This is a genomic window from Mesorhizobium sp. AR02, assembly GCF_024746835.1.
Taxonomy (GTDB): domain Bacteria; phylum Pseudomonadota; class Alphaproteobacteria; order Rhizobiales; family Rhizobiaceae; genus Mesorhizobium.
The window spans coordinates 4556410-4582758 of sequence record NZ_CP080531.1 but is presented as its reverse complement, the minus strand read 5'-3'; the positions used below and the strand labels follow the sequence as shown (position 1 = coordinate 4582758).

The following is a 26349-nucleotide window of genomic DNA, read 5'->3' as shown; positions in this document are numbered from 1 at the left end:
GGGAATTGCGTCACGGCGCCGGGGCCTCAAGTCGAGGCGGGGTTCGCCGCATGGCTTCGCCATCTCGCGCGCCGCGCATATAGCCGCGCGGCGAGGAGCCCAGCATGCGCTTGAACATGGTGATGAAGGCCGGCACGCTGTCATAGCCGAGATCGAGCGCCACCCGGGTGATCGGCTCGCCATCGGCGAGCCGTGGCAGCGCCGCGAACAGGCAGGCCTGCTGGCGCCATGTCGACAGCGACAGGCCGGTCTGGCGCTGGAAGGCGCGCGTGAAGGAGCGCCGGCTCATGCCGGCGGCATCAGCCCATTCATCGATCGTCGCATGCGGCGAAGGTGCCGCGACAAAGCGCCGGCACAGCGCCGCCAGCCTCGGATCGGATGGGAATGGCAGGCCGAGCGGCCGTTCCGGCAAGGTCGGGATTTCATGCAGCAACAGGTTCATGATTAACCCGCCGCGCCCTTCCAACTCGCCGCCTTGCGGCAGTTTCTCCGATTCCACGATCAGGCTGTGCATCAACTCGGTGACGCCGACGACGCGCAAGCCTTCCGGCAGCCCCGGGATCGCGCCCGGCATGACATAGACCGAGCGCATCGAGACATCGCCCAGCATCTCGACGGAATGCTCCGTGCCGGCCGGAATCCACATCGCGTGGTCTGGCGGCACCATCCAGCGCCCGTGCCGCGTCGTCACCAGCACGACGCCGACCAGCGCGTGCAGCAACTGGCTGCGGCTGTGGCGGTGCTGCGGCACATGGTAGCCATCGGGATATTCGGTCGGCAACGCCACCGCCGGCCCGGCGACCTCCTCCAGCCATTGCCAGCGGCTCTGGTGCAATTGGCCGAGATCGGCATTGCCGGCGCGAAAGATTTCCCTGCCATGTGGCATCGGCTATGGCCCACTTGCGAAACTATTGGACCAAACCACGAAAGAAGTCGCGCGGCAAGCAGCCTATAAGGCATCCGTCCCTAAGGCGGCCGCAGGAGCGTCCGCCAGATTGCCTGCGGGCGTGCCCGCCAAAAAGACCACGGAGCCTGCCTTGACCGATACGACAGCCGCCAGCGTCGCGCCACCAGCGACCGCCAGTCACGCCTCAGCCCAGGCGACGGCCTTCACCGTCATCCTGGCGGTGAGCTTCTGCCACTGCATCAACGACATCATGCAGTCGCTGCTATCGGCCATTTATCCCTTGCTGAAACAGAATTACGGCCTCGATTTCTGGCAGATCGGCCTGTTGACCTTCACCTTCCAGGTGACCGCCTCGCTGCTGCAGCCGGTGATCGGCATGATCACCGACAAGCGGCCGATGCCCTATTCGCTGCCCTACGGCATGGCCTCGTCGCTGATCGGCCTGGTCGTGCTGGCCTATGCCGGGCACTACTATTTGCTCCTGATCGGCGCCTCGCTGATCGGTATCGGCTCGGCGATCTTCCATCCGGAATCCTCGCGCATCGCGCGCTTTGCTTCCGGTGGCCGGTTTGGCCTGGCGCAATCGCTGTTCCAGGTCGGCGGCAATTTCGGCCAGTCGATGGGCCCCTTGCTGGCAGCTTTCATCGTCGTGCCGTTCGGCCAGACCAGCATCGCCTGGTTCGCCGTCGGCTCGCTGATCGGCATCGTCGTTTTGTGGCAGGTTGGCGGCTGGTACAGCCGCCTGCGCGCCGCGCAAGGCACCCGCAAGGCGGCAAGCTTCGTCTCGCCCTTCCCGCGCCGCAAGGTGATGAACGCATTGATCGTGCTGACCTTGCTGGTGCTGAGCAAGAACGCCTACATCGCCAGCCTCGCCAGCTACTACACCTTCTATTCCATCCATAAGTTCGGCGTGTCGGTGCAGATGTCGCAGATAATGCTGTTCCTGTTCCTCGGCGCCTCGGCGCTGGGCATCCTGCTCGGCGGCCCGTTCGGCGACCGCTACAGACAGAAGGCGATGATCTGGTTCTCGATCGTCGGCGTGCTGCCCTTCACGCTGGCGCTGCCCTACGCCAATCTGGAATGGACAATGGTGCTGACGGTGCTGATCGGGCTGATCCTGTCGTCGGCCTTCTCCAACATCGTCGTCTTCGCGCAGGAACTGGTGCCGGGCCGTGTCGGCATGATCGCCGGCATCTTCTTCGGCTTCGCCTTCGGCATGGGCGGCATTGCGGCCGCCGTGCTCGGCGTCGTCGCCGACATGAAGGGCATCGATTTCGTCTTCCAGATCTGCTCGTATCTGCCGCTGCTGGGACTGCTGACCGTGTTCCTGCCGAACATGAAGGAAGCGAGAAAGGCCTAGACAGTCGTTGCTAGAGGCAGAGGCAAAGTGGGCGTCGATAAGACGAGATGCCCCGCCTTGCCCTGCCCTTCACCCGGCGAAGCAAGGCTTCAAGGCCGGATTTGGGGATGGCAACTCCTTCAGTGAACGGGCGCATCAGGCGCCGGCGGGATCGAGAAAAACGAAAAGAGAGTGGATGAGGTCGCCGTGGAAATGCGCGACGTCGATTCCAGTCACGGCGACAGGGCCGTTGGGTGGCCCGGACTGCCAGCGCAGCCGCCCGACGCCGTGATGGCCGATGGCAGGGCCTATCGCCGTGAAGGCGAAGCCTGGCGGCAGGCGCGACAGCAGCTCATTCACCGCATGATTGATCGCGGCATGGCCCGTTGCCGAAGCATCCGGCTCGTAGAGCACGGCATCGTCGGCGTAGAGTTCGCGGATCGCCACAAGGCGCCGGTCGGCGTCGCGTTCGCCGAATACCCGCGCAAGGTTAGCCTGCATCAGGCCGTCGTAGTCGGTCGATTCCGCGTTCATCTTCCACCTTCCGGGTCACGAATGCCGGAGGAGGCGGATCGCGCAAAAAAGCTCGATCCGATGTCTCTCGCCCGTCCGGTCGAGAAACTATCGTTCACGGCCGCGCGCAATGCAACGCCCGGCTGAAGTGCGGCTGCGACAGGCCCGCCAGCGCTGCCAGGCGCGCGAGCTCGGCGCACTCGTCGGAAGCCGACAGAAGCACCCGCCCAATGGCGGGTGCCGCTTTTATGTCTGATGTGACCTATGCCTTGAAGAAGGCCAGCAGGTCGGCGTTGATGACATCGGCATGGGTGGTCGCCATACCGTGTGGAAAACCCTTGTAGACCTTGAGCTCGCCCTTCTTGAGCAGCTTGATCGACAGCAGCGCCGAGTCGGCGATGGGGACGATCTGGTCGTCGTCGCCATGCATGACCAGCACCGGCACGTCGATTGCCTTCAGATCCTCGGTGAAGTCGGTTTCCGAGAAAGCCTTGATGCAATCATAATGCGCCTTGGTGCCGCCCATCATGCCCTGGCGCCACCAATTGTCGATGACACCCTGCGAAACCACGGCGCCCGGACGGTTGAAGCCGTAGAACGGGCCGGCCGGAACGTCGCGGAAGAACTGGGCGCGGTTGGCCGCCTGGGCGGAGCGGAAGCCGTCGAACACCTCGATCGGCAGGCCGCCGGGATTGGCCGGGGTCTTGAGCATGATCGGCGGCACCGCACCGACCAGCACCGCCTTGGCGACGCGGCCGCCTGAGCCGTACTGCGCGACATAGCGCGCCACCTCGCCGCCGCCGGTCGAATGGCCGACATGGATGGCGTTCCTGAGGTCGAGGTGCGCGGCAAGTTCCGCGACATCGGCGGCATAGGTGTCCATCTCATTGCCGATATCCGTCTGGGTCGAGCGGCCGTGGCCGCGCCGGTCGTGGGCAATGACGCGGTAGCCTTGTGCCAGGAAGAACAGCATCTGGGCGTCCCAGTCGTCGCTGCTCAACGGCCAGCCATGATGGAAGACGATGGGCTGACCGGTTCCCCAGTCCTTGTAGAAAATCTGCGTGCCGTCCTTGGTGGTGATCGTGCCGCTGCCGGAGCCGGACTTTGTCTGCGAAGCCATCTCAATCTCCTTCGATTGTTGTCGCGATAAACAATATCGCGATATCGATATGGCTAGCGCAACTCTGAACCCTTGTCTACAAAAATATGTATCGCGATATCATTTTTCGTGGTACTGAATTTCCTACGTCGGCAAAAGGAACGCGTCGTGCCTCTCCCGTTGGACAACCAGCTCTGTTTCACACTCTACGCCACCTCAATGGCGATCAACCGCACCTACAAGCCGATGCTGGACGAGATGGGGATCACCTATCCGCAATATCTTGTGCTCAACGCGCTGGGCGAGGCCGACGGCATGTCGGTCGGCTCGATCGCGCAGAGGCTCGCTTTGGAATCGAGCACCATCACGCCGCTGGTGAAGCGGATGGAACAAGCTGGGCTGGTGACCCGCCAGCGCAGCTTGTTCGACGAGCGCCAGGTGCAGGTCGACCTGACGGCCACTGGACGTGCGCTGCTGGTCCAGTGCAACTGCCTCAACGAGACCTTGATCGAGCGCTCGGGCATGACATTGGCTGAGCTTGATGCGCTGAACCGCCAGATCCAGGCGCTGCGTGATGCGTTGAGCGGCGGTCAGGAGTAGCCGCTGGCCAGCGCTCCCGAGCGCCCATGCCGTAACCGCTGCGATCACCAGTCAGATATTCTCCCTTGTATAAATTTCGAACGGCAGAATGGTGGTGAAGTTGCCGCCCTCATTGGGGTTGGCGACGGCGCGCACCATGCCGCTCAGCGCTTCCTGCGCGATGCGGGCGAGCGGGTGCGAGATGATGAAGGTCAGCGTGCCGTCGAGCAGCGCCGGGCGGGTCGACTCCATCAACTCGTAGCCGACGACGACGACGCGGCCGGCGCGGCCGGTGGAGCGCAGCGCGGCAATGGCGCCGGTGATGCCGCCACCGGCGACATACAGGCCGGAGAGATCCGGATTTTCATTCAGCAGTTTTTCGGTCATCTCCTGCGCAATGGCGCTGGATTCGAAGGTCAGCAGCGGCTCGAGCAGCGTGAAGCCTGGAGAGTGCTCGCGGAAATAGGAGCGAAAGCCGCTCTCGTTCATCTCCTGGCAGCGGTAGCGGTGGTTGCCGACAAGGATGCCGAGCTTGCCGGGCGCGCGGCAGACATGCTCGAACACCCAGGCCGCGGTGCGCCCGACCTTCCAATTGTCCAGTCCGATATAGCGCACATGTCCGGTCGCCGAGATCTGCGAGATCAGCGCGAACACCGGCACGTTGCGGGCATGCAATGTGTCCACCGCCTGGGTGACGAGAGGGTGCACCGCGGCGACGACGCCGACGGCATCGCATTCGGCGCCGAGCGCCAGCATTCGCGAGGCGACGTTTTGCGGTGACAGGTCGTCGAGAAACTCCGTGCGCAGCTCTATCTCGCAGTCGGGCATCGTTTCGGTTGCTAGGCGCAGCGCATCGGCCATGTTGCGGTAAAAGGCGCGGCCGGGCTGGTGCAGCAGGAAACCGAACCGGTAGCGTGGCCGGGCCGCCGCCACGCGGCTGCGCAGCGCGCCCATGCCGTAAAAACCGATCTGCTCGGCCGCCAGCTTGACGCGCTCGCGCGTGCCCTGGCGGACGGCGCCCGAGCCGCTCAGCACCCGGTTGACGGTGGCCACCGAAACATTTGCCTCGGCGGCTACATCCTTGATCGTTGGCCGCTTGCCATGATCCATTTTATCTCATCAGCCTGTCGCAATTGATACAAAGATATCATTCTTCCCGCGAGATTGATATGAATGACACAATCATTTTGGAACAAACATTCTATTCTTGATTCATTTTGGATCAAGATGTTTATCTCAGGGAAAGCAAGCAAGGCGGAAGCACCGCCAGCCCAGGGATAGCAGCAGCACAGCGCAGACAGGTTCTCGCCCACCGCCCTCGGGCGGTGTGAGGCAGCGTGCGCGTGCGGGCCATCCCAGGCATGGCGGGTGGAGGATCTGCATGGACGATCTCAGATACGGCGTGCGCGACAAGCGCGGCGACTGGAAGCCGAACGGACGCATCGAGGGGGCGCCGTTGTGGAACTGGCCGCCCAGGCTGCCGAAGATCCTGGCGTGGCTGCCCGGCTATATCTGGCCATGGAATGCCTTCCACATGGCCACGGCGCTGATCTACTGGTTCTATGTCGTCCCGAGCGTCGAGACGATGAAGACCATCGGCTGGGGCTGGGCGCTGTGGCTCTACGCCGTCAACGCGGCGGCGATCCTCGTCTTCTACGGCATTTTCGAGCTGCGCTATTACATCAAGCGCACCCAGGCGACGCGGTTCAAATACAACCACAAATTCCCCGGCGATGCGCCCTCCGACGTGTTCTGGTTCCAGAGCCAGAATCTCGACAATTTCCTGCGCTCGTTCTTCATCACCATCCCGTTGTGGACGGTCGTCGAAGTCGTCTTCCTCTGGTGCTTTGCCAATGGCTACGTGCCTTGGGTCGGCTGGTCGGATCATCCGGTCTACCTCGCGGCACTGGTGCTGGTCGCGCCGGCCATCCACGAGGTGCATTTCTTCTTCATCCACCGCCTGATCCACTGGGGCCCGCTCTATCGCTGGATCCATTCGGTCCACCACAATTCGATCAACCCGTCGCCCTGGTCGTCGCTGTCGATGCATCCGGTGGAAGGGTTTCTCTATCACGCGGTCGCCTTCTGGCACCTCGTCATCCCGTCCAATCCGATCGTCGCGCTGTTCCAGCTGCATGTTGCCGGCTTCGGCGCCGTCAATGGCCATCTCGGCTTCGACAAGCTGGAAGTGACCGAGGACACGGCCGTCGATAGCCACGCCTACACGCATTACCTCCACCATAAATATTTCGAGGTGAACTATGGCGGCGACGGGCTGATCCCGCTCGATAGGTGGTTCGGCACCTGGCACGACGGCACCCGAGAGGGCGAGGCCATGATGGACGCCCGCTTCCAGAAAAAGAAGGAACGCATGAACGCCAAGGCCGCGGCGAACCATTGATCACATGACGCGGCGCGCAATCGGGAGAGGTGCGCGCATGCAGATGAATTCAAGTTTTTCTAAACCCGTCTGACGACGGCAACCGGGAGGAAATGAAATGAAAACGATCACGAAACTGCTGACGGCGATCATGCTTGCGGGCGTGGCGGCCACATCGGCCACCTCGGCAATGGCTGACGGGGCGAAGATCTTCGTCATCGGCGGCAAGGCCGACGACCCGTTCTGGTCGAAGGTCAAGAAGGGCGCCGACGATGCCGGCAAGGTCGCCGAACTGACGGGCGGCTCGGTGACCTGGCTCGGTCCGCAGAACTACGACAATCTCGGCCCGGACGCGGCCAAGCTGATCCGCACCGCGCTCAGCCAGAAGCCGAGCGCCATTGTCGGCCCTGATTGGGTGCCGGAGGCCATGGACGACGCTTTCAAGGAAGTCGTTGCCGCCGGCGTGCCGCTCATCATCTACAATTCCGGCGGCATGGACGCGGCCAAGCGGCTCGGCGCCATGAACTATGTCGGCAATGAAGAATACGCCGCTGGTCTCGGCGGCGGCGCCTATTACGGCAGCCATGGCGCCAAGAACGTGCTGTGCGTCAACACCTTGCCGGGTGCCACCAACACCGAAGACCGCTGCAAGGGCATTGCCGACGCCATCGCCAAGAGCGGCGGCAAATCCAGCCAGTTGCCGCTGCCCTCGTCCAGCTTCGGCAACCCGACCGCGGTCGCCGAGGCGATCAAGGCCGCCGTGCTGAAGGACAACAGCATCGACGGTGTCATCACCATCAGCGCCGGCGACGCCAACAGCGCCGCCAATGCGATCAGCCAGGCCAATGCCGGCGACAAGGTCAAGCTCGCTTCCTTCGACATGGACGAGACCGGCCTGCAGCGCATCAAGGCTGGCACACAAATGTTCGCTGTCGACCAGCAGCCCTATCTGCAGGGCTATCTCGCGGTGTCGCTGTTGAACGGCTTCGTCAATTATGGGCTCGACCTGCCGACCAAGCCGGTGCTGACCGGACCGGGGATCGTCGACGCCGCCAATGTCGACGCGACAATGGCCGGTGCCGCAGCCGGCGCTCGCTAACGCCACCTTGCCTTCTCCCCTTGTGGGAGAAGGTGGACCGGCGCGCAGAGCCGGGACGGATGAGGGGCGCGTGACGGAATGCCGTCGCTGCCAAGCTGGAGCACCCCTCGCCGTCGCCTTCGGCGACACCTTCTCCCACAAGGGGAGAAGGGGGAGCCGCGTTTCAAGCTACAACGCCAGGGACATTTCGATGACATCCCAAGCCCACCACCAATCCGCGATGGCGGCCACCGCGCCACCCCCTCAGCACTCTTCGATGCCCTCGATCGGCAGCCTCGTGCGCCGGCCCGAGGTCGGTTCGCTGATCGGCATGATCGCCGTTCTGGTCTTTTTCTCGATCTTCGGCGGCGCCAATTTCATGTCGGCCGGGGGTGCCGCGAGCTGGCTCAACGTCGCCTCGGAACTCGGCATCATCGCGCTTCCCATCGGATTGCTGATGATCGCCGGGCATCTCGATCTCTCCGTCGGCTCGATGGTCCCCGCCAGTTCGATGACCATTGCCATCCTGTCGGGCCATTACGGCCTGCCGATCATCGTCGGCATCCTCGCAGCACTTGGCCTTGGGCTCGCCGTCGGCTTCATCAACGGCGTGCTGGTGATCCGCACCAAGGTGCCGTCCTTCGTCGTGACGCTCGCCACGCTGTTCGCATTGGCCGGCCTGACGCTCGGCCTCTCGGTCATCCTGTCCGGCAGCACCAGCGTGGCGCTGAAGAGCGGACCGACCGCCAAGCTTTTGTTCGGCGACTATCTCGGCGGCAAATTCGAGGTGACGCTGTTCTGGTGGATCGCCGCCATCCTGATCGTCGGCTTCATCCTGAATTTCTCGCGCTTCGGCAACTGGATCCTGGCCATGGGCGGTGACGCCGTCAGCGCCCGCAATGCCGGCATCCCGACCGACCGGGTGACCATCGCGCTGTTCATGAGCAGCGGCCTGTGCGCCTCCTTCGTCGGCATGTCGCAGGCGATCCTCTACAACAGCGCCCAGGTGGCCGCCGGCCAGTCCTTTATCTTCAACTCGATCATCGCGGTGGTCATCGGCGGCGTGCTGCTGACCGGCGGCTACGGGTCGGTGGTCGGCATCGTCTTGGGCACGCTGACCTTCGCCATCGTCAACCAGGGCATTTTCTACACCGGCTTCGACGCCAACTGGGCAAGCCTGATCATCGGCGTCCTGCTGCTGGCGGCCGTGCTGATGAACAACACCTTCCGCACCATGGCGCTGACCTACGCACCACGTGCCAAATCGAGGGCAAGCTGATGACGACGCCCCTGCTCAGGCTGACTGGAATCAACAAGTCGTTCGGTCCGATCGACGTGCTCCACGACATTTCGCTGGAGGTCAACAGAGGCGAGGTGCTGTGCCTGCTCGGCGACAATGGCGCCGGCAAGTCGACGCTGATCAAGATCCTCTCCGGTGTCCACAAACCGACATCGGGCACGATGGAAATGGACGGCAGATCCGTCGCCTTCGACAGCCCGCGCGACGCCAGCGACCATGGCATCGCCACCGTCCACCAGTTCGGCGGCACGTTCCCGCTGATGAGCATCGGCCGCTCCTTCTTCGTCGGCGCCGAGCCGACGCGACGCTGGGGGCCGCTGACCATCTACGACCGCAAGCGGGCCAACGAGATCGCCGTCACCGAGATGCGCCAGCTCGGCATCACCCGCATCGACGATGGCGACCGCCTCGTCGGCGGACTGTCCGGTGGCGAACGCCAGGCACTGGCGATTGCGCGCGCCGTACATTTCGGCGCCAGCGTGCTGATCCTCGACGAGCCGACTGCTGCTCTTGGCGTCAAGGAGGCAGCGCACGTGCTGCGCATTGTGCTCCAGGCGCGCCGCAAGGGCATCGCGGTGATCTTCATCACCCACAATGTCGTCCACGCGCTGACCGTCGGCGACCACTTCGCCGTCCTCATCAGAGGCGCCAAGGCTGCCGACTTCCGCAAGGGCGAGAAAAGCCGCGAGGCGATCACCGACCTGATGGCGGGCGGCGAGCAGATGGCCGAGCTCGAAGCCGAGATCGAGAACTTCTCGGCGGCTGATGACGGGCATGCGCCGCGCGGCGCGAGCCATGCGTGACCAGTGAAGACGCCCATCTCCTCCCGGGCATCTTCCTGTGCGGCCGGCGGAATGCGTGGTCCGCCGGCCGCCCTTTTTCAACCAACCAAAGACAGGCTTGCAGGAACCAGAAATGGCAAAGTGGATCAACGCGTGCGCGACCGATGACATCGAGGAAGAGGACGTCATCCGCTTCGATCACGAAGGCCGGACGTTCGCCATCTACCGCAGCCCCGACGATGCTTTCTTCTGCACCGACGGGCTGTGCACGCATGAGAAGGTGCATCTGAGCGAAGGGCTGGTTATGGAACACAGGATCGAATGCCCGAAGCACAGCGGCGTGTTCGATTACCGGACGGGCGAAGCGCTGCGCGCGCCGGTCTGCGTGAACCTGAAAACCTACACCACGAAGGTCGAGGACGGCCGCGTGTACATCGAGGTCTGACATGTCCGATACCTTCACCCTTGCGGCTTGCGTCGAAATGCTGTGGCGCGACCGGCCGATGGAATGGCGCGTCAAGCGCCTCACCGAAATGGGCTTCCAGATCGGCCTCTGGAACTGGCCCGAGCACGATCTCGCAATGCTGGAGAAATCCGGCGCCACCTTCTCGATCATGAACGGCTATCTCAGCGGCAGGCTTACCGATGACGAGGGCGCTGCCGAACTGTTGAAGACGGCGAAGGAGACGGCGGCGGTCGGCAAGCGCCTCGGCGTCGCGCGGCTCAATCTGCACGGCACCGGGCTGGGTGATGGCGGCCTGCCGGTCACGCCGTGCGAGACCGTCACCGGCGCGATGTGGCTCAAGGCGCGCGACACGCTGAACCGCATTGCCGACCTCGCCGAGGCGGAAGGCGTGACCTTCACGCTGGAGAATTTGAACCTGCCGGTCGACCATCCCGGCGTGCCGTTTGGGCGTGCCGAGGATACGCTTGCGCTTGTATCGAGCGTCAACCGGCCGGGGCTCCGCCTCAATCTCGATCTCTATCACGCGCAGATCGGTGAAGGGAATTTGATCGAGCTGTGCCGCGCCTGTCTGCCCTGGATCGGCGAGGTTCAGGTGGCCGACGTGCCCGGACGCATGGAGCCCGGCACGGGCGAGATCAATTACCGGGGCATTGCCCACGCGCTGAAGGGCATGGGCTATCGCGGGCCGGTGGGCATGGAGGCGTTCGCCTCCGGCGATCCCGAGGCAGCCTTGCTAGCCTTCCGCGAAGCTTTCACAGTCTGAGGGAACAAGAATGGTCACCAAGAGCAGCCGCCCGACCGTCGCCGACATCCGCGCCATGAAGGGTCGCGGTCAGAAGATTTCCATGCTGTACGTCACCTCGCTCGAAGAGGCGGCGGCAGCGGACGCGGCCGGCGTCGACATGCTTTCGATCGAGGGCCGCTTCTTCTCGCCCGAGATGCGCGAGGCGGCCGGCCGTTGCTTCGTGCAGGTCGGGCTTCCCTATGGTCCCGCCGGCAATCTGGTCACGGCGGAGGACTATCTGAAAACCGCCTACCACTTCATGCGCGTCGGTGGCGACTGCTTCTACTGCGCCGCCTCGCTCGATATCCAGAAGGCGCTCTGCGACAATGCCGTGCCGGTCGTCGCTCATGTCGGCCTGATCCCCTCGCAATGCACCTGGACCGGCGGCTTCAAGGCGGTCGGCAGGACCGCCGAGAGCGCGCGTGCGGTGTGGGACCACGTCAAGCGCCTCGAGGCCATCGGCTGCTTCGGCGCCGAGCTGGAAGTGGTGCCCGACCGGGTCGCCGAACTGATCACCAGGAGCACGCAGATGATCATGCTCGGCATGGGCGCCGGGCCGCATGCCGATGCGCAGTATCTGTTCAGCGAGGATGTGCTCGGCCACACCGCCGGCCACAGACCGCGTCACGCCAAGACCTATCGCAACTTCGCCGCCGAGTATGAGCGGCTGCAGCGCGAGCGCATCGCCGCCTATCGCGAATTCATCGCCGACGTGCGGACGGGCGCCTATCCCGAACCGCAGCACGTGGTCGCCATCCCCGACGAGGAGCTTTCCGCGTTCAAGGTCGCCTTGGGCCTCTGATTTCCCCCGGCCTGAATGGAATCATGGGGCGGTCATGGCGCGAGCCCACAATGACCGCACGGCGATCAGTTGGCCGAATGCCAGACGATATCGGGTGGCGAACTCTGCTCGAGAACCATATCGACGTTCGGCATGTCGTTGCCATGCACCTTGGCCTCGGCATCCCTCTTTGAATAGCCGAGGTCGGTCCACCTTTTCAGCAGCCGCTCTTCCAGCTCGGCGCGCGGTTCTGCGAGGAACACTGTCAGGTCGAACAGCCGTGCCAGACCAGACCATGGCGCGCGGTTGAGGAGCAGATAGTTGCCCTCCACGATCACATACCGGGTTGGCGAAGCGATGAGCCTCGCTCCGGCGCGTGACAGGTCCAGGCTTCTGTCGAAGGTCGGCACGGCAACCGTGGCCTCGCTGTCACGCACGCGGCGCAAGGTCAGTTCGAAGCTGTCGAAATCGAATGTCTGGGGCGCCCCTTTGCGAGGGCGCAGCCCAAGCTGATCCAGCACGGCATTGTCGTAGTGAAAGCCATCCATCGGCAGGATCTCGGCGCCTTCCGATGCCAGTTCCGCCCGCAATCGCTCGGATATGTGTGATTTGCCGGCGGCAGGCGGGCCGCCAATCGCAATCATGACGCGGACACCGCCGGCCTCGGTTTTGCGAATGCGCGATACGAGATCGTTCCAGTCGTTCATGATCTGCCCGAGGCTTTCTAATCGTTGCCTGCCAGCCAGCGGACGATGTTCGCCATCAGCTTGCCGTAGAGCGGCCATCCCAGGAAATCCTGCGACAGCCAGTGCGGGCCGATATCGGTTGCCCAGGCAACCGTGCAGCCGCGGCCGTGATTGCGGACGGCAAGCAGTGGCCAGTCCGCGCCGCGGTGGTGGCACGTCGCCAGAAGCCGGGACGAACCGTCGCTCCTGAAATCCAGCTTGTTCATGCCGAGGATCGGCGGCAATGGCCCGTCAATGCCGGCAAAAATCGGATGCGACGGCTGCAGGATGGAGGCCTGCAGGCCCTGCGGCACCTCCATGCCGTCGCAGAACGGCAGGCAGCGCACGGGCAGCACATCCTCGACCGGGGTGTCGTAGAACCGCGCCGTCCCGAACATGCCCTGAAACCCCATATAGCCGCCCGCCAGCATCAGCCCGCCGCCAGCTTCGACATAGGCTTTGAGCACCTCGAGGCGATTGACACCGACACGCCCGGCGCGGGCATCCGGCGTGACCAGCAAGGTCAGCGCGCCGACATCGGAGATCACCACCGCCTGGTACTCAGCGAGCGCATCGAGGTCGAAGGGAAACTCGGCGGCGCAGCGATCGCCGCCGATCTGCGTGACCGCGATGCCCTCGGCGGCGAGCGCGGCATTGAAGGCTGTCGCGCCATTTACCCACGTCGCGCTTGTCAGCACGTCACCGCCGGCAGCGACCGAAGTCGTCGCCGCGAAGGTCTCGCCTGCCAGCAAGAGTTTCATCGTCGCCCTCGCGCTGTTCGATTGAAAGACGTTGGACGGCGGCGCCGGCTGGAAACCGGCGCCGCCTGGTTTCAACCACCCGGGATCAGAACTTGAACTCGGCCAGGTTTTCCGGCGTCACGATCTTGGCCGGGCCGAGGATCAGTTCGCCGCCGGCGCCGATCGTGTATTCGCCGAGCCGGCCGGCGCTGAACTTGTCGCCTTCCTTGCCGGTGATCTTGCACTGCGCAAGCGCCTGGGCCGCCTGGTAGGTCAAGTAGCCGAGATCGGAGACGTTCCACCAGATGTCCTGGGCGGCGCCATCCTTGATGTATTTCGAGATCAGCGTCGCCGGCGCCAGACCCGTCAGCTTGACCTTGCCGATCAGGCCGGCTTCCTCCAGCGCGCGGGCCGCCGCGGGCAGGCCGATGCCGGCCGGAACGATGATCGCCTTGAGATCAGGGAAAGCCTGCACCAGCGCCAGCGCCTGCTGTTGGTTGATCTGCTCGCTCTCCTCGCCATAGGCGACCTGGACCAGCTTCATCTTGGCGAATTTCGACTCTGCCGCCATCTTCTTCTTCATGAAGTCGATCCAGGCGTTCTGGTTGGTGGCCGTCGGCGTCGACGACAGGATGGCGAACTCGCCCTCGCCGCCGGTCAGATTGTAGGCGCTCTCCAGCATCATCTCGGCCAGGCTGTCGCCCTTGGCCTGGTTGACGAAGATCGAGCGGGCGTCGCCGGCCACGTCGGAATCGTAGGAGACGACCCTGACGCCCTGCTGTGCCGCGCGCTTCAAGGCCGGAGCGACGGCATTGGCGTCGTTGCCGGAAATCGCGATCACGCCGACCTTTTGCGAGACAAGGCTGTTGATGAAATCGATCTGCGCTTCGGCCGTCGCTTGTGAGGGTGCGACCTGGATCGCCTTGCCGCCGATTTCCTTGGCGGCCTCCTCGGCACCCTGCTGGGCGACCTTGAAATAGGGATCAGTGTCGAGCTTGGGCAGGAAGCCGACCGTTACCGGTTCCTTGGCGCATTCCTGGCTGAGAGCCAGCGAGGTTGGTGCGAGCAGAACCGCGGATGCGAGCAGGGCTAATCTAAACGCTTTCATTTGTGAACTCCTCCGTCAGAACATTCGGGCTTGAAGGAAGGGGCCCGAGATCACCCCTTGGTTTCGCGCAGAACGCGCGATCTTGAGAGCCGCTCCTCCAGGGAGCGCCAGTAATTGCCGACCAGCAGCGAGCCGATCAGAAGCAGGCCGATGATCATGCCTTGCGCGTCGCCGCCGATCTGGTTGAGCGCCAGCACGTTGCGGATGATGGCGATCAGCAGCAGCGCCAGCATGACACCGGTGAGCCGCCCCTTGCCGCCAAAGACGCTGACGCCGCCGAGCAGGACGATGGTGATGACGTCGAGCTCCATGCCCAGCGCATTGTTGGCGCGGGCGTTGGAAAGCCGCGCCGTGTAGACGATGCCGGCGATGGCCGCGACGACGCCGGAGATGACGAACAGCTTCAGCACCATTTTGCGCGTGTCGATGCCGGAATAGCGCGCCACTTCCGGGCTGCCGCCGAGGGCGTAGATGCGCTTGCCGGTCGGCGTCTTCTGCAGCACGACCGCGAAGACCGGCGCCAGCACCAGGAACGGCACGATGGTCCACGGTATCTCGGTGCCCGGCAGATTGTTGATGCCGAAATCGACGACCGCGGGCGGCAATATGTTGACCGAACCGGTGCCAAGCAGGATGTAGCCAATGCCGCGATAGAGCGCCATGGTGCCGAGCGTCACGACCAGCGACTGCAGCCCGAGCCCCGAAACCAGATAGCCGTTGAAAGCGCCGAGCAGGCCGCCGGCGACAAGTGTCAGCGGGATGGCCGCCAATGTCGGCACTCCGGCCTGGACGAGCAGGCCGAAGACGACGGACGTCAGCGCCAGTACCGAGGCGATCGACAGGTCGATCTCGCGGGTGATGATGAGCAGCGTCATCGGCAGGATCAGCAACGCCTTTTCCGAGGCGCTCGCCGCCAGTTGCGACAGGTTGAAGCCGGACACGAAATTCGGCACGAAGACCGCCGCATAGAGGAAGACGGCGAGGCAAGCGGTCGCCAGCAGCAGGTCCCAGAAGTCGATCGAGCGGATAAACTTCTTCATCTCGCCCTCGCCTGTCTTGCCTGCTCAGCGCGCCGCACGATGAAAGTGTCGATGCCGATGGCGACCAGGATCACCAGGCCGTAGACGCCCTGTAGCCAGAGCGGGTCGACGCGGACCAGCGTCAGCCCGTTCTTGATGACCAACAGAGTGAGCGCGCCGAGGATGATGCCGAGCAGCGTGCCCGAACCGCCGCGGATGGCGACGCCGCCGACCACCGCCGAGGCGATCACGGTGAGTTCGAAGCCGAGCGCCACACGCGCATCGATGGTGGCATAGCGCGATGCCCAGAGCGCACCGCACAGGCCGCCGAGCAGGCCGGCCATGCCGAAGGCCAGCAGGATGCGGCGGTCGACAGGAATGCCGATGAGACGCGCGCCATCAGGATTGGAGCCGGTAGCGAACAGCTCGCGTCCGGTGGCCGTGCGATAGAGCAGCACATAGCCGCCGCACAGGATGAGAATAGCGATGACGACGATTAGCGGCACGCCGGCCACCTTCAGGCCGGTCATGTCGAGCCAGGCTTGCGTGACTTCGTCGGCGCTGATCTGGTCGCCGGCCGCCCAGATCGAATTGAAGCCGCGAAAGATAGACATCGAGGCCAGCGTGACGACGATGGCCGGGATCTTTCCCCTGGTGACGACAAGGCCGTTGAGCAGCCCGGCAAAGCCGCCGACCGCGCAGGCGGTGATCAGGCCGATGCCGATGTCCAACCCCGGATAGGCCTGCACCATGCTGGCCGCCATATAGGCCGAAAGACCGATCACGGCGGCAATCGAAAGATCGATGTTGCGGGTGATCAGCACCAGCATTTGCGCGAGGGCCGCGACGACCAGCAGTGCTGCGTCCATCGACACCGCCGTCAGGTTTGCCGCACTGACCATGCGCGGGTTGATGATGGTGACCGGAATGGCGACGGCCAGCATTGCGGCGAGCAGGCCGAACTCCCGCCGCTTCAGGAAATCGAGTGGTCCGTTTGTCTTCTCCTCGCGAACGGCGCGCTCCAGGTGCAGTGCCTGGTCGGCGCGTTCATCGGTCCTGGTCGCCGCTTCCAGGACTTTTTCCTGAGTGGCTTCGCCGCGCGCGAACTCGGCCGTCTGGTGGCCTTCGCGCAGCACGACGATGCGATCGCACATGCCGATCAGTTCAGGCATTTCGGACGAGATCAGCAGGATCGCCATGCCTTGCGCGGCAAGGTCGGCGATCATCGCATGCACTTCCGCCTTGGTGCCGACATCGATGCCTTGAGTCGGCTCGTCGAGGATGAGCACACGCGGTTCGGTGCGCAGCCATTTGGCCAGCACCACCTTCTGCTGGTTGCCGCCCGACAATTCCTTGACCGGCTGTCCGTAGCCGGAAAAGCGCAGCTTCATGCGCTTCAGCCAGTCAGCGACCAGGTCGATGGCGCGGTCGGTGCCATAGAGGCCGGCGGGCGCCGCTTTGTCGAGAACCGGCAGCACCGCATTGTCGAGGATGGAGAAATCCATCACCAGGCTCTGGCCCATGCGGTCTTCCGAGACATAGGCGATGCGCGCATCCATGGCGTCGCGCGCCGAGGCGAAATGCACGGGTTTGCCATCGATCAGGATCTCGCCGGCATCCGGCCCGTCGATGCCGAACAGCACGCGCGCAATCTCGGTCCGCCCGCTGCCGACCAGGCCGCCAAGGCCCAGCACCTCGCCGGCGTGGAGCTTGAGGTTGATGCCGGAAAAGCCGCCGGCGCGCGAAAGCCCCCTCGCCTCCAGCACCAGCGCCCCGATGGCGTGGTTTCGTTCCGGATAGAGGTCTGTCACTTCGCGGCCGACCATCATGCTGATGGCGGCAGCGCGGCCAAGCTCGGCCTTCGGCTCGACACCGATCAGGCGCCCGTCGCGCAGCACCGCGATCCGATCTGCGATGCGGAAGATCTCGTCCATGCGGTGGCCGACGAACATCATCGCCACGCCGTGCAGCCTGAGATCGGCGACAACGGTGAACAGCCGCTCGACCTCGCGTTGCGACAATGCGGCGGTGGGTTCATCCATGATCAGCACCCGCGCATCCAGCGACAGCGCGCGAGCGATCTCGACCAGTTGCTGTTCGGAGGTGCGCAGCGTTCCCAACCGCGTTGCAGCCGGCACATCGAGACCCACCGTCGCCAGCACCTTGCGGGCGCCGGCAAGCATGGCGGCGTTGTCGATGCCGCCGAAGCGGTCGCGCGGCATGTGGCCGAGATAGATGTTCTCCGCCACCGAAAGATCCGGGAACAGGCCGGGATGCTGATGCATGACCGCAATGCCCGCGGCCTGCGCGTCGTGCGGCGATCGGAAGACTATTGCCTTGCCGTCGACCTCGACGTGACCGCTGGTGGGAGAATGCACGCCGGCCAAAAGCTTGACGCAGGTGCTCTTGCCGGCGCCGTTTTCGCCAAGCAGCGCCAGCACCTCGCCGGAGCGCAGGTCGAAGGAAGCGTCCTTGAGCGCAATCGTACCGCCGAAAGCCTTCGTCGCCTGAACCAGGGCAACGGGAACAGCAACATCCCGCACCACCGCAGCGTCGGCTTCGCCTTGTGTGCCCGAGTGCAGCACATCTCCTCCCTGATCTAGTTATTTTTTCAATTTGCTATATTAAATAGCTCAAAGGCGCAACGGTAAAATTGACTTCCACGGAGCTCGCGCGCACTGTCGCCTGATGAACAGGCGCCGCAGGGTGCCTCGACCGCAGGGGATTATAGCCCCTCGCGGCGGAAGGTGACATTGGGGAGATGCGGGTTTTGTCGGGGAAAGGCAGCAATTCTGTCAAAGTTCGGCACTATAATGAGCGCTTTGTCCTCGATGCCATCCGCCGCCTGAAGGAAGCGTCCAAGTCCGATCTGGCGCGTGCGGCAAGTCTTACGCCGGCGGCGGTGGCGGTCATTGTCGATGGGCTTGAATCCTCAGGATTCGTAAAGCAAGTGGGAAAAAGATTCGGACAACGCGGATCGCCCTCCACGCTCTACAGGCTGACACCGGAGCGCATCTACAGCGTCGGCATCAAGATCGGCCGGCGCGCGCTGGAAGCCGTACTCGTCGACTTCGCCGGCGAAATCCGCGCCCGCGAGTCGCACGAATACCGCTTCCCCGATCCTGATCTGGTGCTCAAGGCCGGCAACATGTCGCTGGCCAATTTCGAAAAACTGGTCGACGGGCTTGGCGATGCCAGCATCGTCGGCGTCGGTATTGCCTCACCGTATTTCCTCGGCGGCTGGAGCGAGGAACTCGGCTTCCCCGATGATCTCGGCAGCCGCTGGGAGGCCATCGACCTGGAGACATGCTTTGCCACACCGCCAAAGACGCCGGTGTTCGTCGAAAACGATGCCACCTCGGCGGCGCTGGCCGAACTTGTCCAGGGCGCGGGCGCCCGGTTCCGCGACTTCATGCACATTTCGATCGACACTTTCGTCGGCGGCGGCCTCGTACAAGGCGGCAAGGTCCATACCGGGCCGCACGGCAACAGTGCCGCGCTCGGCCCGTTGCCGGTCTCGCCCTCAAGTCTCGATTCGGTGGCCGCCAAGCCGGCGCGCTACCAGAGCCTGCTGCACCGCGCCTCGATCTACGTGCTGGTCAATCATCTCAAATCACGAGGCGTGGTGATCAATCGTGTGCGGGAGCTCGATCCGCTGCCGCCGGGCGCACGCGAGCCGCTGTTCGAATGGATCGATGATTGCGCGAATGCGCTGGTCGAGGCGATCATCGCCATCACCTCGATCATCGACATCGAGGCCATCGTTCTCGACAGCATTCTGCCGCGGCCGATCCATCTCGAACTCTTGGCAAGGGTGCAGACCCAGTTCAACCGGACCAGCGCCATCGGCATTGTGGCGCCGGAGATCGTGCCCGGGCAATTCGGCCCCGAGGCCTCTTCGATCGGCGCCGCCATGTTGCCATTCTCGGCGCTGCTGGCTCCCGACAGCGGCGTGCTGATGATCGGCAAGGACCGGACGAAACTGCTGAGCGCGCTTTCGACTTTGGCTGGAAACTGAGTGCCAGGCGCAGACGGCACCCACAGCCCGTCCCGCGCAGCCATCTTGCTCCGGCGGCAAGGCTGAGGCTTGCGATCACGAAGCGGTGACGACCGTAACGAAGGCTCAGTAGGCCGCGAAGACTGGACATGGGCGCCGGGCAAAGCATTTGCGGCGTGTCCAACGGAAGTCTGGGCGCGATCCGCCAACCTCTCAAGGAATTCATGATCATGTTGAATAGGCGTACTTTTTCCACCGCGCTCGTCGCCGGGGTGGCGACGAGCATACTGGCCGGCTCTGCCAAGGCGCGAGCCCAGACGGCCCCCAAGGTTCGCCCCGAGGTTCGCCCCGAGGTTCGCAATGTCGTGCTGGTCCATGGCGCCTATGCGGATGGCTCGTGCTGGTCGGAGGTGGTTGGCCTGCTGCAGCAGGCCGGCTTCAACGCAACCGTCGTCCAGCATCCGCTGACCACGCTGGAGGCGGGCGTCGAGGCAACGCGCCGTGCGATCGCTCTGCAGGATGGACCGACGATCCTTGTCGGACACTCCTTTGCCGGCATGATTGTCAGCGAAGCAGGGATGGATCCAAAGGTGTCCTCGCTCGTCTATGTCGCGGCGCGCGCGCCGGATGCCGGTGAAGACTATACGGCGCTGGCCAAGACGTTTGCGGCGCCGCCCGCCTCGGCGGGCCTTGTCTGGTCCGCGGGCTATGGCAAGCTCAGCGAGGAGGCTTTCCTGCGGGATTTCGCCGGTGGCATTCCTCGCGAGAAGGCACGCATCCTCTATGCCGTCCAGGGACCGATCTCGGACACGCTTTTCTCCGGAAAGACAACCCAGGCGGCCTGGCGCTCGAAGCCAAGCTGGTATGCCGTCTCGACCGAGGATCGCACCATCAACCCGGATCTCGAGCGCTTCATGGCCAAACGCATGAACGCCAGGACCATCGAGGTGAAGGCCAGCCATTTGTCGCTGATCTCTCACCCGCGTGAGATCACTCAGCTGATCTCGCAAGCCGCGGGGCAGCTCAGTTAGAGCAATTCCAGGAAAAGCGCGTAGCGCTATTCCCTTGGGAATTGCGCCCAAACAAGGAACTAGAGGTTGACTGGGTCTGGGGCGGTGTGGAATTCGACCGCCTCAGGGCGGCTCGTCCGAATGGCGCGCCCCCAAGCCGACTGGCCGGCCGGGAATGCTGAACCGCAGGACGTGCCCGCAACCGCCTCCAGCCTCCGGCTTGCACCTCCGGCCGCCTTCCGCTATAGAGCCGCCACCCGCGTAGACACCCTTGGAGGCAACGCGGCGGAAGGCTGCCTTCCCTTGTGATCCCGAACAAAGCTCCGTCTCAAAGCGGTAGCCCTCATTCGGACATCGAGGTCTGGCGGCTTTCGACGTTTACGGCTTGGGCACATTGCCTGCCGCAAACGCTCCATAACACGCGAAAGGAAAAGCCATGAGCCACGATACTTACGAGCTCAAGGCCGAAGCGCGCGAACAGGTCGGTAAGGGGTCCGCCCGTGCAGTTCGCCGCAACGGTAAAGTGCCTGCAGTAATCTATGGTGACAAGCAGCCTCCCCTGGCGATCGCTCTCACCTACAAGGACATCTACTACAAGATCCATGGCGGCGGGTTCCTGACCACGATCGCCACGATCGATGTCGACGGCAAGAAGATCCAGGTCCTGCCGAAGGACTTCCAGCTCGACCCGGTCAAGGATTTCCCTGTCCATGTCGACTTCCTGCGCATCGGCAAGGACACCGAAGTCAATGTCGACGTGCCTGTCCACTTCATCAATGAGGACAAGTCGCCCGGCATCAAGCGCGGCGGCGTGCTCAACATCGTGCGTCACGAAGTCGAGTTCCACTGCCCGGCCAATGCGATCCCGGAATTCATCACCATCGATCTCACCGGCACCAACATCGGTGATTCGATCCACATCTCGGCGGTCAAGCTGCCGGCCGGCGTCAAGCCGGTCATCTCCGATCGCGACTTCACCATCGCGACCATTGCCGGTTCGTCGGCGATGAAGCCGGAGGCTGAAGAGACGGTCGAAGCGGCTGCACCTGAAGCGGCTCCTGCCGCCGAAGAGAAGTAACTCTTTCCCGCCCGGAGCAGACGATGCTTGTTTTTGCAGGCCTCGGCAATCCGGGCGCGAAATATGCTGATAACCGGCACAATGTCGGCTTCATGGCGGCGGACGCTATCGCCCGCCGCCATTCCTTTTCGCCCTGGTCGAAGAAATTCCAGGGCCTGATTTCAGAAGGCACGCTCGGCGGCGAAAAGATCATCCTGATCAAGCCGCAGACCTTCATGAACCTGTCCGGCCAATCGGTCGGCGAAGCGCTGCGCTTCTACAAGCTTGAGCTTTCCGCCCTCACCGTCTTCTATGACGAGATCGATCTTGCCGAAGGCAAGCTGCGCATCAAGACCGGCGGCGGCGCCGGCGGCCATAACGGCATCCGTTCGATCGACGGCCATGTCGGCAACGCCTATCGCCGCGTGCGCATCGGCGTCGGCCATCCCGGCGTCAAGGAAATGGTCCAGCATCATGTGCTCGGCGACTTTGCCAAGGCCGACCGCGAGTGGCTCGATCCCTTACTCGACGCGATCGCCGACAACGCCGCCATGATCGTCAAGGGCGACGAATCCGGCTTCATGAACAAGGCCGCCCTTGCCGTCCAGGGCAAGGCCGCGCCCGAGCCGGAAAAGCCGGCGCAAAAGCAGCCGGCGGCAAAACAGCAGAGCCATATCCGCCAGGCGCGCCCGCAGCAGGCGCCCGCCAAACTGCCGGAATCCGGCCCGATGGCCGCCATGCTAAAAAAGCTGTTCGGAAAAGACTGAAGCGACCGGCACCTCCTGACCATACAGGCAGCGCCGACCATGCAAAACTACATCGCGCCGACGGCCATGCCCTTGGTCGTCTCCTCGATCGCGTCCTTGACCAGCGCCATGGCCTTGACGCGATGGCCGCCCTTGTCGGGCAAGGCGGCCTGAAGCTGGTTGAGCGTGGCCTGGAGATCGGACAACGCCGTGCTCATATGCGGTTGCGCGGCATTGGCCGTGCTGGTCGAAAGAACCGTTGCACTGCTGGCAATGGCAGCTCCAGCCATGCCGAGCACGGCGATATTGCGCAGACTGTCACGATGGGAAAGCTTGAATTCGGTCATTTCAGAACTCCCTCTCTGGTGAAACTGCCGTCATGCGACATCGCTAAAATTAGCTCACGCGCGAATCACGCCGTATTGACGAACGCGTGATCGGCGGCCGGCGCGCCTTGCCGGCAGGCGATGCCCCAGGCTAGCAGTTCACCCAGCGTCGGCGGCAGGTGGCATTGGAATGGCGGACACTGTTTCTGACCTGGCCGCACAAGCCAGGCAACTGGGCCTGGCCGGCGATTTCGGGACGGCTCATCAGCTGATCGACCGGGCCAAGCTTCTTGCCGGCAACGATTCCGCCGGGCGTGCGACATGCGCCATCGAGCGCGGCCGGCTGTACAATTCCGCTGGACAGCGGGATTTGGCACGGCCGCTGTTTGAAGAGACATGGCGGCTGGCGCGAGAGGCGCGGGCCCATGTGCTGGCGGCCGACGCGGCCCACATGCTCGCCATCGTCGGAACGCTCGACGACGCCGTCGAATGGACCGCGATCGGCCTTGCCTATGTCGGCGAACACCCACAGGCCGACCGATGGCGCGGGCCGTTGCTCAACAATCTCGGCTGGTCCTATTTCGATGCCGGTCGGTTCGAGCATGCATTGCCTGTCTTCGAGCAGGCGGTGGATGTGCGGCGGTCGGACGGCCAGGCCCGGGAACTGCGCGTCGCCCGCTACGCCGTCATCAGGACGCTGCGCGCGCTCAAGCGCCTCGACGAGGCGCGGCTGTTTGCCGAAGAGGTGGCCAGCGCGGCGGAAGCCGATGGCGATCAGGCGCCTTACATTGACGAGGAACTGGCCGAGTGCCATGCCGGGCTCGGCGACATGGAACGCGCACGCTTCAGCGCGCGCCGCGCCCTCGCCGTCCTTGAGAACGACCCAGCCTTCGCCGGCCAGGACCCCCGCCGCCTCGCCAGATTGCGGGACCTGGCAGGCTGATCACCGGCCATGGGTTCGCCTCGGCCGGGCCGCCCGTCCCGCTGGGGGCTTGACGTTGATCACCCCTATCGCCCATAGCCCTCATCAAATTTCGCTTTTCCCGATAGGACTGGACACAATGGGTTTCAAATGCGGCATCGTTGGCTTGCCCAACGTCGGCAAGTCGACGCTCTTCAACGCGTTGACCAGGACGGCGGCGGCGCAGGCCGCCAACTATCCGTTCTGCACCATCGAACCGAACACCGGCGAGGTGGCGGTGCCCGATCCGCGCCTGCAGATGATCGCCTCGATCGCCAAGTCGAAGGAGATCATCCCGACCCGCATCTCCTTTGTCGACATTGCCGGCCTTGTGCGCGGCGCCTCGAAGGGCGAAGGGCTGGGCAACCAGTTCCTCGCCAATATCCGCGAGGTCGACGCCATCGTGCATGTGCTGCGCTGCTTCGAGGATGACGACATCACCCATGTCGAGGGCCGCATCGACCCCGTCGCCGACGCCGAGACGGTCGAGACCGAGCTGATGCTCGCCGACCTCGACAGCCTGGAGCGCCGCATCGTGCAGATCCGCAAACGCGCCTCGACCAAGGACAAGGAAGCCACATCAGTCCTGCCGATGATGGAGGCCGCACTAGAACTGCTGCAGGCCGGCAAGCCGACCCGTATCCTTCTCAAGGGCATCTCGGCGGAGGATCTGCGCATCCTGCAGGGACTGAACCTCTTGACCTCGCACCCCGTCCTCTATGTCTGCAACGTCGCCGAGGCCGACGCCGCCACCGGCAATGAGCATACCAGGGCCGTGGAAAAGATGGCCACCGCGCAGGGCGCCGGCACCGTGGTGATCTCGGCCGCGATCGAGGCCGAAGTCGCCCAGCTCAGCGATGAAGAAGAGATGGAATTCCTGTCCTCGCTTGGGCTCGATGAGCCTGGCCTGAACAAGGTCATCCGCGCCGGCTACGATCTGTTGCATCTCATCACCTATTTCACCGCCGGGCCGAAGGAAACGCGCGCCTGGACCGTGCACAAGGGCGACAAGGCACCGCAAGCCGCCGGCGTCATCCACACCGATTTCGAACGCGGCTTCATCCGCGCCCAGACCATCGCCTACAATGACTTCGTCACGCTGGGCGGCGAAGTACCGGCCAAGGAAGCCGGCAAGGCGCGCGACGAAGGCAAGGAATACGTCGTCCAGGACGGCGACGTCATGCTGTTCAAGTTCAACACTTGATTTGATCGAGGTCACGCCGCCATGGCGGCGTGATTTCCAATCTTTCGCAGACGCCTACGAACCAGCTACTGCATGGCCACCGTCCGGCCGCTCACCCAGACCCTGGCGATGTTCGCCCGTGCCGCATTGAGCACGATCTTCTGGAAGACATCGTCAAGCGTGTCGTCGGCCACGTTGATGTGGATGTTTGACGCGCTCGCCCTGGTATCGATCAGCAGCGCGTCGAATTCATGCCCGACGCGAAAACTACCTGTCGGCAGGTCGAGCGCTTCCGCGCCGCCGGCAGTCGCCAGCCAGAACGCCTCCTGATGCGTAATCGGCTCGCCGGGCGCACCGCGCTGTTCCGGCGGCAGGCCGGCGTGGACGCCGCTCTGCAGTGTCCTCGACGCCGACAATGCATGCCGGCAGCCGTCGAACAGCGACGGGCTGTAGCCGCCGGAAATATCCGTGCCGAGCCCGACATGCATGTGCCGGTCCAATGCGGCGCGCAGCGGAAACGCGGCGTTGGCGAAGTAGACATTGGAGAGCGGACAATGGGCGACGCCGGCACCCTTCTCCTTGATCAGGTCCATGTCCTGCCCGTCGATGAAATTCGAATGCGCCAGGATGGTGTGGCGCGTCAGCAGGCCAAAACTGTCCAGGCTTGCCGCGTCGGTGCGGCCGAAACGTTCTTCCACGAACTGCTTTGCCCAATCGCTCTCCGAGCAATGTGTCTGCACGTGGCAGCCGAATTCGGTCGCGAGCTTACCCAGCCCTTGCAACGCCGCATCCGTGCAGCTCGGGATGAAGCGTGGCGTGATCACCGGCTGGACCAGCGGCCTCTCGCCCGGATCCAGGGACCTGACCGCCGCGATGAAACGCCTGCTGTCCGCAACCGCACTTGCCGCATCGGCATCGCGGTAGAAGGGCGGACACTGCTCGAGATCGTCCATCACCACCTTGCCGACAAGGGCGCGCTGGCCCTTTTCGAGGCAGATCCCGGCAAGCGCCAGGCTCGCCTCGACATGGACGGTGGCGAAGTAGAGTGCCGTGGTGGTGCCGTTGGCGAGCAGATTGTCGACCAGATCGGCGTAGACCTCGCGGGCGTAATCGACATCCGCATAGCGGGCCTCGAGCGGAAACGTGTATTTCTGCAACCAGACTTCCAGCGGCACGTCCAGCGCCTTGCCCATCTGCGGCCATTGCGGCGCATGGATGTGCAGGTCGACCAGGCCGGGCAGCAGGAACTGACCATCGGCAAGCCGTACCAACGTGCCCGCCTGGCGGGCATCGCTTTCCCGCGCCGCATAGTCCGGATGGCCGGGCGCCAGAATCTCGGCGATACGCCCCTGCGCGTCGATGCTGAACAGATAATCCCTGAGCACCTCCAGCCGGCCGCGCTCCGGTGTGTGGAAGGCGGTGCCGAGCAGCGTGAAGGGCTGTGTCGTCATGGGCGGCTCCGGTTCGGC

At 64.0% G+C, this 26349-nt stretch carries 26 protein-coding genes; 15 read left to right on the top strand and 11 right to left on the bottom strand.

Annotated features, from left to right (window positions below; all coding sequences use genetic code 11):
- Positions 1 to 10: 10 nt before the first annotated feature.
- On the bottom strand, positions 11 to 886 hold the full coding sequence (locus DBIPINDM_RS26290) for an AraC family transcriptional regulator (RefSeq protein WP_258581928.1): 876 nt from the start codon (positions 884 to 886) through the stop codon (positions 11 to 13).
- 151 nt (positions 887 to 1037) lie between these two features.
- Here DBIPINDM_RS26290 and DBIPINDM_RS26285 point away from each other — a divergent pair, with 151 nt between their 5' ends.
- A complete protein-coding gene (locus tag DBIPINDM_RS26285; protein WP_258581927.1) occupies positions 1038 to 2267 on the top strand; it encodes an MFS transporter in 1230 nt (409 codons plus the stop codon).
- Between the two features lie 135 nt (positions 2268 to 2402).
- Here the strand turns inward: DBIPINDM_RS26285 and DBIPINDM_RS26280 are convergent, their stop codons facing one another.
- Positions 2403 to 2780 carry a nuclear transport factor 2 family protein gene (locus tag DBIPINDM_RS26280; RefSeq protein ID WP_258581926.1) on the bottom strand — a complete coding sequence of 126 codons (378 nt, stop codon included), beginning with the start codon at positions 2778 to 2780 and terminating at the stop codon, positions 2403 to 2405.
- A 241-nt stretch (positions 2781 to 3021) separates the two neighbouring features.
- A complete protein-coding gene (locus DBIPINDM_RS26275; RefSeq protein WP_258581925.1) occupies positions 3022 to 3879 on the bottom strand; it encodes an alpha/beta fold hydrolase in 858 nt (285 codons plus the stop codon).
- Between the two features lie 147 nt (positions 3880 to 4026).
- Between DBIPINDM_RS26275 and DBIPINDM_RS26270 the strand changes: the two genes are divergently transcribed.
- The gene (locus DBIPINDM_RS26270) at positions 4027 to 4458 is read left to right on the top strand and encodes a MarR family winged helix-turn-helix transcriptional regulator (protein ID WP_258581924.1); all 432 of its coding nucleotides are present in this window, start codon (positions 4027 to 4029) and stop codon (positions 4456 to 4458) included.
- A gap of 51 nt (positions 4459 to 4509) precedes the next feature.
- Here DBIPINDM_RS26270 and DBIPINDM_RS26265 read toward each other — a convergent pair whose 3' ends face one another.
- Positions 4510 to 5547 (bottom strand): LacI family DNA-binding transcriptional regulator, encoded by a 1038-nt coding sequence (locus DBIPINDM_RS26265; protein WP_258581923.1) that lies wholly within the window; start codon positions 5545 to 5547, stop codon positions 4510 to 4512.
- Positions 5548 to 5818: 271 nt separating this feature from the next.
- On the opposite strand from DBIPINDM_RS26265, the gene DBIPINDM_RS26260 reads away from it, so the two are divergent.
- From DBIPINDM_RS26260 to DBIPINDM_RS26230, 7 genes are all read left to right on the top strand, one after another.
- A complete protein-coding gene (locus DBIPINDM_RS26260) occupies positions 5819 to 6838 on the top strand; it encodes a sterol desaturase family protein (protein WP_258581922.1) in 1020 nt (339 codons plus the stop codon).
- Positions 6839 to 6935: 97 nt separating this feature from the next.
- On the top strand, positions 6936 to 7916 hold the full coding sequence (locus tag DBIPINDM_RS26255) for a sugar ABC transporter substrate-binding protein (protein ID WP_258581921.1): 981 nt from the start codon (positions 6936 to 6938) through the stop codon (positions 7914 to 7916).
- A 256-nt stretch (positions 7917 to 8172) separates the two neighbouring features.
- Positions 8173 to 9174 carry an ABC transporter permease gene (locus DBIPINDM_RS26250; protein WP_258589346.1) on the top strand — a complete coding sequence of 334 codons (1002 nt, stop codon included), beginning with the start codon at positions 8173 to 8175 and terminating at the stop codon, positions 9172 to 9174.
- On the top strand, positions 9174 to 9998 hold the full coding sequence (locus tag DBIPINDM_RS26245) for an ATP-binding cassette domain-containing protein (RefSeq protein WP_258581920.1): 825 nt from the start codon (positions 9174 to 9176) through the stop codon (positions 9996 to 9998). Before DBIPINDM_RS26250 ends, DBIPINDM_RS26245 begins: the two co-directional genes overlap by 1 nt.
- A 112-nt stretch (positions 9999 to 10110) precedes the next feature.
- Positions 10111 to 10422 carry a MocE family 2Fe-2S type ferredoxin gene (locus DBIPINDM_RS26240; protein ID WP_258581919.1) on the top strand — a complete coding sequence of 104 codons (312 nt, stop codon included), beginning with the start codon at positions 10111 to 10113 and terminating at the stop codon, positions 10420 to 10422.
- Between the two features lies 1 nt (position 10423).
- On the top strand, positions 10424 to 11206 hold the full coding sequence (locus tag DBIPINDM_RS26235; RefSeq protein ID WP_258581918.1) for a hydroxypyruvate isomerase family protein: 783 nt from the start codon (positions 10424 to 10426) through the stop codon (positions 11204 to 11206).
- A gap of 10 nt (positions 11207 to 11216) precedes the next feature.
- Positions 11217 to 12029, top strand: coding sequence for a 3-methyl-2-oxobutanoate hydroxymethyltransferase (locus DBIPINDM_RS26230; protein WP_258581917.1), 813 nt, complete (start codon positions 11217 to 11219; stop codon positions 12027 to 12029).
- Positions 12030 to 12094: 65 nt separating this feature from the next.
- Here DBIPINDM_RS26230 and DBIPINDM_RS26225 read toward each other — a convergent pair whose 3' ends face one another.
- The 5 genes from DBIPINDM_RS26225 to DBIPINDM_RS26205 all read right to left on the bottom strand — a co-directional run bounded on the left by DBIPINDM_RS26225 (position 12095) and on the right by DBIPINDM_RS26205 (position 18185).
- Positions 12095 to 12715 (bottom strand): nucleoside/nucleotide kinase family protein, encoded by a 621-nt coding sequence (locus DBIPINDM_RS26225; RefSeq protein ID WP_258581916.1) that lies wholly within the window; start codon positions 12713 to 12715, stop codon positions 12095 to 12097.
- Positions 12716 to 12732: 17 nt separating this feature from the next.
- Entirely contained in the window at positions 12733 to 13494 is a 762-nt protein-coding gene (locus DBIPINDM_RS26220) for a glutamine amidotransferase (RefSeq protein WP_258581915.1), read from the bottom strand.
- Between the two features lie 85 nt (positions 13495 to 13579).
- On the bottom strand, positions 13580 to 14581 hold the full coding sequence (locus DBIPINDM_RS26215) for a rhamnose ABC transporter substrate-binding protein (RefSeq protein WP_258581914.1): 1002 nt from the start codon (positions 14579 to 14581) through the stop codon (positions 13580 to 13582).
- 50 nt (positions 14582 to 14631) lie between these two features.
- Positions 14632 to 15621 (bottom strand): ABC transporter permease, encoded by a 990-nt coding sequence (locus DBIPINDM_RS26210; protein ID WP_258581913.1) that lies wholly within the window; start codon positions 15619 to 15621, stop codon positions 14632 to 14634.
- A complete protein-coding gene (locus DBIPINDM_RS26205; RefSeq protein ID WP_258581912.1) occupies positions 15618 to 18185 on the bottom strand; it encodes an ATP-binding cassette domain-containing protein in 2568 nt (855 codons plus the stop codon). The genes DBIPINDM_RS26210 and DBIPINDM_RS26205 overlap by 4 nt, the downstream gene beginning before the upstream one ends.
- 365 nt (positions 18186 to 18550) lie before the next feature.
- Here DBIPINDM_RS26205 and DBIPINDM_RS26200 point away from each other — a divergent pair, with 365 nt between their 5' ends.
- The 4 genes from DBIPINDM_RS26200 to pth all read left to right on the top strand — a co-directional run bounded on the left by DBIPINDM_RS26200 (position 18551) and on the right by pth (position 22431).
- Positions 18551 to 19618, top strand: a complete 1068-nt coding sequence (locus tag DBIPINDM_RS26200; protein ID WP_258581911.1) for an ROK family protein — start codon at positions 18551 to 18553, stop codon at positions 19616 to 19618.
- A 206-nt stretch (positions 19619 to 19824) separates the two neighbouring features.
- Positions 19825 to 20628, top strand: coding sequence for an alpha/beta fold hydrolase (locus tag DBIPINDM_RS26195; protein WP_258589345.1), 804 nt, complete (start codon positions 19825 to 19827; stop codon positions 20626 to 20628).
- Positions 20629 to 21043: 415 nt separating this feature from the next.
- Complete coding sequence (locus DBIPINDM_RS26190) at positions 21044 to 21685, top strand: 50S ribosomal protein L25/general stress protein Ctc (RefSeq protein WP_096449327.1); 642 nt, start codon at positions 21044 to 21046, stop codon at positions 21683 to 21685.
- 23 nt (positions 21686 to 21708) lie between these two features.
- Positions 21709 to 22431: an aminoacyl-tRNA hydrolase gene (pth, locus tag DBIPINDM_RS26185; RefSeq protein ID WP_258581910.1), complete on the top strand. Its 723-nt coding sequence runs from the start codon at positions 21709 to 21711 to the stop codon at positions 22429 to 22431.
- Positions 22432 to 22478: 47 nt separating this feature from the next.
- Here the strand turns inward: pth and DBIPINDM_RS26180 are convergent, their stop codons facing one another.
- Complete coding sequence (locus tag DBIPINDM_RS26180) at positions 22479 to 22757, bottom strand: hypothetical protein (RefSeq protein ID WP_258581909.1); 279 nt, start codon at positions 22755 to 22757, stop codon at positions 22479 to 22481.
- A gap of 169 nt (positions 22758 to 22926) precedes the next feature.
- Between DBIPINDM_RS26180 and DBIPINDM_RS26175 the strand changes: the two genes are divergently transcribed.
- Positions 22927 to 23679: a tetratricopeptide repeat protein gene (locus DBIPINDM_RS26175; RefSeq protein ID WP_258581908.1), complete on the top strand. Its 753-nt coding sequence runs from the start codon at positions 22927 to 22929 to the stop codon at positions 23677 to 23679.
- Positions 23680 to 23797: 118 nt separating this feature from the next.
- A complete protein-coding gene (ychF, locus tag DBIPINDM_RS26170) occupies positions 23798 to 24901 on the top strand; it encodes a redox-regulated ATPase YchF (protein ID WP_258581907.1) in 1104 nt (367 codons plus the stop codon).
- A gap of 65 nt (positions 24902 to 24966) precedes the next feature.
- Here ychF and guaD read toward each other — a convergent pair whose 3' ends face one another.
- Positions 24967 to 26331 (bottom strand): guanine deaminase, encoded by a 1365-nt coding sequence (guaD, locus tag DBIPINDM_RS26165; protein WP_258581906.1) that lies wholly within the window; start codon positions 26329 to 26331, stop codon positions 24967 to 24969.
- Positions 26332 to 26349 lie beyond the last annotated feature (18 nt).